The sequence below is a fragment of the Gordonia sp. UCD-TK1 genome (assembly GCF_001691435.1).
Taxonomy (GTDB): domain Bacteria; phylum Actinomycetota; class Actinomycetes; order Mycobacteriales; family Mycobacteriaceae; genus Gordonia; species Gordonia hongkongensis.
This window is the reverse complement of sequence record NZ_LZMP01000002.1, coordinates 315,166-321,745: the sequence shown is the minus strand read 5'-3', so window position 1 is coordinate 321,745 and position 6,580 is coordinate 315,166. Positions and strand designations below refer to the sequence as shown.

Annotated in this window: 5 protein-coding genes; 1 reads left to right on the top strand and 4 read right to left on the bottom strand. The window is 70.3% G+C overall.

Annotated features, from left to right (window positions below; genetic code table 11):
* Both A9310_RS02940 and A9310_RS02935 read right to left on the bottom strand, forming a co-directional pair.
* Positions 1-1,096, bottom strand: a 1,096-nt coding sequence (locus A9310_RS02940) for a DNA polymerase IV (RefSeq protein WP_065629285.1), incomplete at its 3' end; no start/stop codon positions are given.
* Positions 1,097-1,137: 41 nt separating this feature from the next.
* Positions 1,138-1,842, bottom strand: a complete 705-nt coding sequence (locus tag A9310_RS02935; protein ID WP_083207229.1) for a hypothetical protein — start codon at positions 1,840-1,842, stop codon at positions 1,138-1,140.
* A gap of 303 nt (positions 1,843-2,145) precedes the next feature.
* Here A9310_RS02935 and A9310_RS02930 point away from each other — a divergent pair, with 303 nt between their 5' ends.
* Positions 2,146-2,814, top strand: a complete 669-nt coding sequence (locus A9310_RS02930) for a hypothetical protein (protein WP_065629284.1) — start codon at positions 2,146-2,148, stop codon at positions 2,812-2,814.
* Between the two features lie 27 nt (positions 2,815-2,841).
* Here A9310_RS02930 and A9310_RS02925 read toward each other — a convergent pair whose 3' ends face one another.
* Together A9310_RS02925 and A9310_RS02920 are read right to left on the bottom strand one after the other, a co-directional pair.
* Entirely contained in the window at positions 2,842-4,626 is a 1,785-nt protein-coding gene (locus A9310_RS02925) for an Hsp70 family protein (RefSeq protein ID WP_065629283.1), read from the bottom strand.
* A gap of 45 nt (positions 4,627-4,671) precedes the next feature.
* Positions 4,672-6,525, bottom strand: a complete 1,854-nt coding sequence (locus tag A9310_RS02920) for a dynamin family protein (protein WP_065629324.1) — start codon at positions 6,523-6,525, stop codon at positions 4,672-4,674.
* Between the last annotated feature and the right edge of the window lie 55 nt (positions 6,526-6,580).

Sequence of the window (6,580 nt, the reverse complement as noted above, 5' to 3'; positions counted from 1 at the left end):
CGAGGCGTACGCCCAGGAGGCGGACCGGGCGGTCGATGTCGAACTTGGTGAGCAGGTCGGCGACCACCGACTCGAGTTGGGCGAAGTCGAGGCTGGGCGCGGGAAGCTTCCTCGACTTGGTGCGGGTGTAGAACGTGGTGGTGCGGACGGTCACCGCGACCCGGAACGGCAGGCGTTCCTCGCCGACCACCTGATCGAGCAACTCACGCAGGAGGTCCGCGGCGGCGGCGCGCATCTCGGTGGCGTCGCTGAGGTCCGTCGCGAACGTGCGGGACTTGGAATGCGAACGCGCCAGCCAGGGTTCGGCGGTGATCGTCGAATCACCGCCGCCGCGGCAGAGGACGTACAGCCAATTGCCCTGGTGCGGACCGAAGGTGGCGATCAAGTCGTCGCGGGGAGTGGCGATCAGCTCGGTCACCGTCTCGACCCCGGCGGCGGCGAGCTTCGCCGACGTCTTCGGGCCGACGCTCCACAGGTCGCGGGTGGGCCTGTCCCCCATCAGTTCCAGCCAGTTGCGGTCGTCGAGCACGAACACGCGCGGCGCGTCGACACCGCTTCGCGCGCCGCCGGGCGGACGCTTGGCGAATCCGGTGGCCATCTTCGCGCGCTGCTTGTTGTCGCTGATCCCGACGCAGCTCGTGAGCCCGCACCGGTCGAGGATCTCCGAACGGATCCGTTCGGCCAGGTCGACGATGGCCGCGTCGTCGAAGGGGTCGACCTCCGCCCCGCGCGCGCTCACCCCGAGGTACGCCTCGTCCCAGCCCCAGACCTCGACCGGGTGACCGGTGGCCCGCAGGACGTCCATGACCTCGGCGGACGCCGCGTCGTAGGCGCCCATGTCGAGCGGCAGATACACCGCGTCGGGCAACTTGCGGTGCGCCGCCCGCAACGGCATCCCCGCACGGACACCCACGTCGCGCGCCTCATACGACGCACAGGTGACCACTTTGCGCGCCTCGGTCGGATCGCCGTTGCCGCCGACGATGACCGGCACCCCGACGAGTTCGGGGGCCCGCAGCCGCTCGACCGCGACCTGGAACTGGTCGAGATCGACGTGCAGGAGCCACCGATAGCGCTGCGAAACCGACGTGGTCACGACGCCCAGAGTAATCGCCGCGCGCCCGGTGGCCGATCAGATCAGCCGGCGATACAGATGTCGACCTCGCCCAGACCCATCGACCGGCACGAGGTGCGCAACGAGTGCGGGTTGTACCTCAGCACGGAGAGGGAACGGTCGGCCCCACCGCCGGCGTCGGCGAACGCGGCACTCGCAGCGGTGATGTGAGCGGCCAGCTCCGCACGGGTGGTCGGGTCGGACATCGCCACGGCGTGGGTCAGCACCTTCTCCAGGAGGGCGCGATCCCGATGCAGCGGCGGGGGCATGAGATTGAGTGCGGGCGAAGCGGTCCCACAGTTCGTCGGGTCGGTCAGCGCGTGCGCCGCGGCGAGCAGGTACGCGACGGCGACCAGCGCCGGACGCCGACCGTCGTGGCCGGCGGCGCTATACGCCCGCACCGCCTTCGACGCCTCGACGTCCGTGGCGATCGGATCACCGTCGGGACCACCGAGACCCAGGGCGGCCAGCGCCTCGTCGTGCGGCGACGAGACCTGTTCGGCAGCAACGGCTTCGGTTCGCATCAGCCGAAGCCGCGCGATGATCGCCCGGTGCCGGTGCACCGCCGCGTCGACCTCACGCATCAGATCCGGAGTCACCCCGAAGTCCGCGGCACTCTCGGCCAGCGCCGCGTACCCGGTCAGGACGATCGACTCCTCGATGTCGATCGCCTCGCCGATCGCCCACGACGTGAGAAACGTGCGCGCACCGCGTCTCGATGTGCCCACAGACAAAACGCTGGTCAACGTCAACCCCTCCACTCAGACCACGACCGTCGACGCCTGTCGAACCATGACGATCGTGGACACCGACGAGGAGCGAGATCCCGCCCCTCGAGTCGACCCCCTACGCCCCGGCACCCCCACACGATGTCGGCCATCGGCGCAGTGCGAGGATACGCTGAGCACGGATCGTTTGTGAGTCGAATGACTGAACACGCCGGCGCTGCGCCCGTTTCGGGACCAAAGGCCCTGTCCCGGCGAGCCCCCGGCAACGACCATGTAAGGGGCGACAGGCATCAGGAGGGGGACATGCTGCGATTCCTCGCCCGCGAACTCCACTGCTGGCGTGTGATGCACGCATCGTCGAATGGCCTGGTCCGCCGCGCCGACCGCCTGGAAACCGCGACACTCGTGATGTTGTGGATCGCAGCACTCGCCGGGCTCATGGTCGCCCTGACCGTCGGGGGCAACACCTATGCGGCGCACAAGGCGACGATCGAGCACCAGGAACCCCGGCATTCGGTCAGCGCCACCATCATTCGCACGTCCGTCGAGGGCGTCGGGGAACCACGCATCGGCGCACCGAGTGCCGGCGTCCCGGGCGTCGGTGTTCCGAGCGCCGACGTGCCGAGCGTCGACGTGCCGAACGACGGCGGCCAGAACACCACCGACCACACCACCGTGGCGTGGCGGGACCCGAACGGTCACCGGCTCACGGCGACCGTCGGGGCCGAGCCGCTCGACGCCGTCGGCCGGGTCCGGACCGTCTGGCTCGACGACACCGGTGCGGTGGTGGGCCCGCCCGTGACCACGACGGACGCCGTGATGGAGGGCCTGATCGCCGGTGCCGGGGTGGTGATGCTCGTCGTGCTCGTCTGGTGGGGCTCGACCGTGCTCGTACGCCTCGTCGCCGATCGGCACCGGTCACGAGAGTGGGACGCCGCGTGGCGTCAGTTCGACATCGACAGCCATCCCTGACCGACGACCTGCGCGTCGGCGTGCGGGTCAGCCGCTGACGACCGCCCAGATGACGAACGCCACCCAGGCCACGGCGCCCAGGATGTTGATGACGAGCGCCGTCGTGGTGAGGGCATCGCGACGGCCACCGGCACGCGTGATGCCCACGACCGTGAGTACCAGGCCGACGATCGTGCCCAGGCACAGCGGAAACCCGAGAATTCCCACGATGAGTCCCGCCAGCCCGAATGCATTCACCTTCCCCGGTTCCGGAATCGGTTGCGCCGAGCCGGGTTGCGAGATGTGGGCAGGTGGAGCGACGGGCTGCGGGACGAGGGGTTGCGGGACGACGGGTTGCGGGACGACGGGTTGCATCACGGGCCGCGCCGCTACCACTGATGTGCCGGCGGGCATCCGATGCAGCCGCGGCCACTGGTCCGGCCGCAGGTCCACCGGTCCGACGGCCGCGAACACCGCACCCGGTTGGACGGCGGCGCCTGACCGCAGGTCGAGGCCGTGCACCGTGCCCGCGACCGGTGCGTCGATCGTCACCCGTCCGGCCGGGGAATCGACGGTCGCGAGCGGTTCCCCCGCGCGTACGGGCTGGCCGTTGCGCACCGAGACGGCGGCGATCACCGAACCGCCCGGCAACGCGGGGAACGCGATTCGACGACCCGACGCGTCGACCGCCGGGCCCACGGTCCGCCGCGGATCGGTCTCCCGCCCGGCGTCGAAGCTGTTGGCCTCGGTCCCCGGGACGACGTTGGTCGAGCGGAGGAGCCCACCCTGCGCGACGACGACCTTCGGGTCGCCGATCCGGGCGACCCGGCCTACCGACGACAGCGCGGACTGCAACATCGGGATGCTGCTGGTCCCGCCCGTGACATAGACGATGACCGGCCCGCCCGGACCGGTACCCGCGGCGTCGGCCCGCGCGGTCGCGTCCCGGGTCAACTCGACGGCCCGCTCCACGAACGGTCCGATCATCGCCTCGAACTCGCGTCGTGTCAGCAGCAGCGTGTGCCGGGTGCCGGGCAGTTCGATGACGGCCTGCGCGGTGTCGGACAGCGCTTCCTTCGCCGTCCGCACCCGATCGGCCAAGGCGATCGCGGCGGCCGGGGATCGGAGCCGGCTCGGGAGGTCGGGGTCGAGTTCGGCGGCCTCGTCGTGCACCCAACGGATCATCCGGGCGTCGAGGTCCCGGCCGCCGAGGTGATTGTCGCCGCCCGACCCGGTGACGGTAAACCCCTCGGCGCCGTCGCGGACGAGGACCGCCACGTCGCACGTGCCGGCGCCGAAATCGAAGACACACATCCGTTCGCCACCACTGACGTCATGTCCGCGGCACACGTAGTACCAAGCGGCAGCGAGTGATTCGGAGGCGACACGCAGTGCGTCGGCGGGGATGCCGGCCCGCTGCGCCGCGCGCCGGAGGACGTTCTTGCGTCGCTCGCTCCAGCGGTCCGGATGGGTCAGCACGATCGAGTCGAACATCGGCAGTCCGCTGTGGCGCAACGCGGTCTGGTGCACGTGCCGCAGCACGGCGGCGATCAGCTCCTCGACCGGCCAGAACCGGTCGCCGAGTTCGATCTCGCCGTCGTCGATACGCGACTTCGGGGTGTCCTCGAAGGCGTCGGGTGCCTGCAACCTCCGCTGCACCGCGTCGTGACCCACCACGACGGTTGTGTCAGCCGCGAACACCGCCGACGGCATCGCGGGTCCACCCGGGCCGAGCGGCACGATGACCGGCTCGCCGAACCCGACCCGGTACGCGGCCGCGGTGTTGCTGGTGCCGAAGTCGATACACAGTCGCCGCCTGCTCTCCTGCGCCACGTGGCCACCTCCTCAGGTGCAGATCGTTACACATGACAGCGGGTTTCATCCGGCGGGCGCTCGAAGTACCCGGGCGATCGACTTGCGCACGTTGTCGACCGCGATGATCTGGTTCCGGAGATCCTGCGCGATCTTCTCCCGCTCGGCCGCCGACTTCTTGGCATCGGCAGCGGCGTCGTTCAGGATCTTCGTCGACTCCGCGAGGAGCCGCTCGAGCAGTTCGTCGTAGGCAATCTGCAGGTCACCGCTGGCCTGCGCCTTGATCGACTGCAGCTGCGACCGGACGTCGGCCTTCATGTCGGCGACCGCCTTCGTCAACCACTTGCGGTGATTCTCCTTGCCGACCTTCGACGCCCGGAACCCGACGACGACGCCCGCCCACACCGGTACCGCCACCACGTTGACCACCGGGATGATCGCCAGCGGGCCGCCGGCGGCGACGATGGAGAGCAGGATCGGGTCGACCATGTTCTTCCACGGCGAGATCTTCTCCTGCTCACGGAGCTTGAGCTCACCCGCACTGCCCGCGATCTGCCCGACCAGCTCGTCGGAGATGGCGGCATCGGCGAACAGTGCGTCGGCGATCCGCTCGATCCCGGCCACGAACGAGGCGCTCACCTCGCGCGCGGCGGCCTCGAGGTCGACGGTCATCTGCGCGATCAGCTCCTGGCCCGCCCGGTGCGGTTCGTAGAAGCGCAACTTGTCGATACGCGTGGACCACTGGCCCAGCAATTTGTCGAAGCGGTCGCGCATGAGGTCGTCGGTCTGCAACGACGCCGCGGTGATGTCCTGCGTGAGTCGCGCCCGCCATTCCCGACGACGATCCTTTAGGCGCTGGAGCCGGTCGCGTTCGGCTTCGATGTCGGCTCGTTCGGCGGGAGTCGCGGTGGCGGCCTTCATCTCCAGGACCAGGCGCGTGCGGACGTCGTCGAGCCCGGCGAATGTCAGCTGCAGCGCGTTGCGCACCGGCGACGCGGCCCCGTCGCGAACCAGTGGGGTCAGAGCGTCGACGAGTTCGGGAACGCCCGACGCCGCGAGGGCCCGTTCGCGACGGTCCGGATCGGGGATCGCCGCGGCCTGGGCGGCGATGCGGTTGGACACGCCGATGATCGGGATGTGCGCGAAGCGAGGTGCGTTGGCGCCGATCAGCTTTCGGTTCTCGGCGACGATCGTCCGCCACTGCCGCATCACGAGGTCGGTTTTGGTGACCACCAGCACCACCGAGGCGACCTCTTCGCTGACACTGCGCAGGAAGTCGAGTTCGGGTGCGCTGAGCGGTGCGGTCGCGTCGCACACCATCACCAGTACCGACGCGCCGCGCGCCGCGCTGACCGCGGCCTCGACGTGTTCAGGGACCAGCGACCCGACGCCCGGTGTGTCGACGACGGTGACGCCGGGCAGCACCGTGGCGTCGACCCCCACCCGGGCCGAGACCGGCGGCACGAGAACGGAATCGACGGGCGTGCCGGGCGCGAGACGTTCTGCCGGCACCCCGGCCGCGTGGCGTCCGCCGACGGTCACCCAGTCGGACAGTTCGGTCGCCGGGATGCGGTGGGCGGCACCGGGGAACTCGACAAGCGCGGTGCCGGCGGGCAGGTCGTCGGTGGCAGGGGTGAACCGGACGTACACCGAGGTGGTGATCTCGGCGTCGACGGGCGCGAGGTCGCCGACCCCGAGAAGCGTGTTGACCAGCGAGCTCTTGCCCCGGCTGACCTCGCCGATGACGACCACGGTCCCCTGCGGTGCCGGTCGGTCGCGGACGCGGGTCGCGCGGTCGGCGATGGCGTCCTCGCCGTGCTTGCGCAATGCGTCGATCGCCGACCGCAGGACCGCCTCCGGCGTCGGCGTCGCACTCTTGGCCGGGGCCTTCTCGAGTCCCTTGGCCCCMGCCCCGGACATGGCGGCGGGTTCGCTGGAAGTCATTGTCTGCTCTCCTCGTTCACCCTGCGCTCCT

Excerpts from the sequence above, each read along its gene's own strand:
- A9310_RS02930 (WP_065629284.1), top strand. The coding sequence starts at position 2,146 with ATGCTGCGATTCCTCGCCCGCGAACTCCACTGCTGGCGTGTGATGCAC.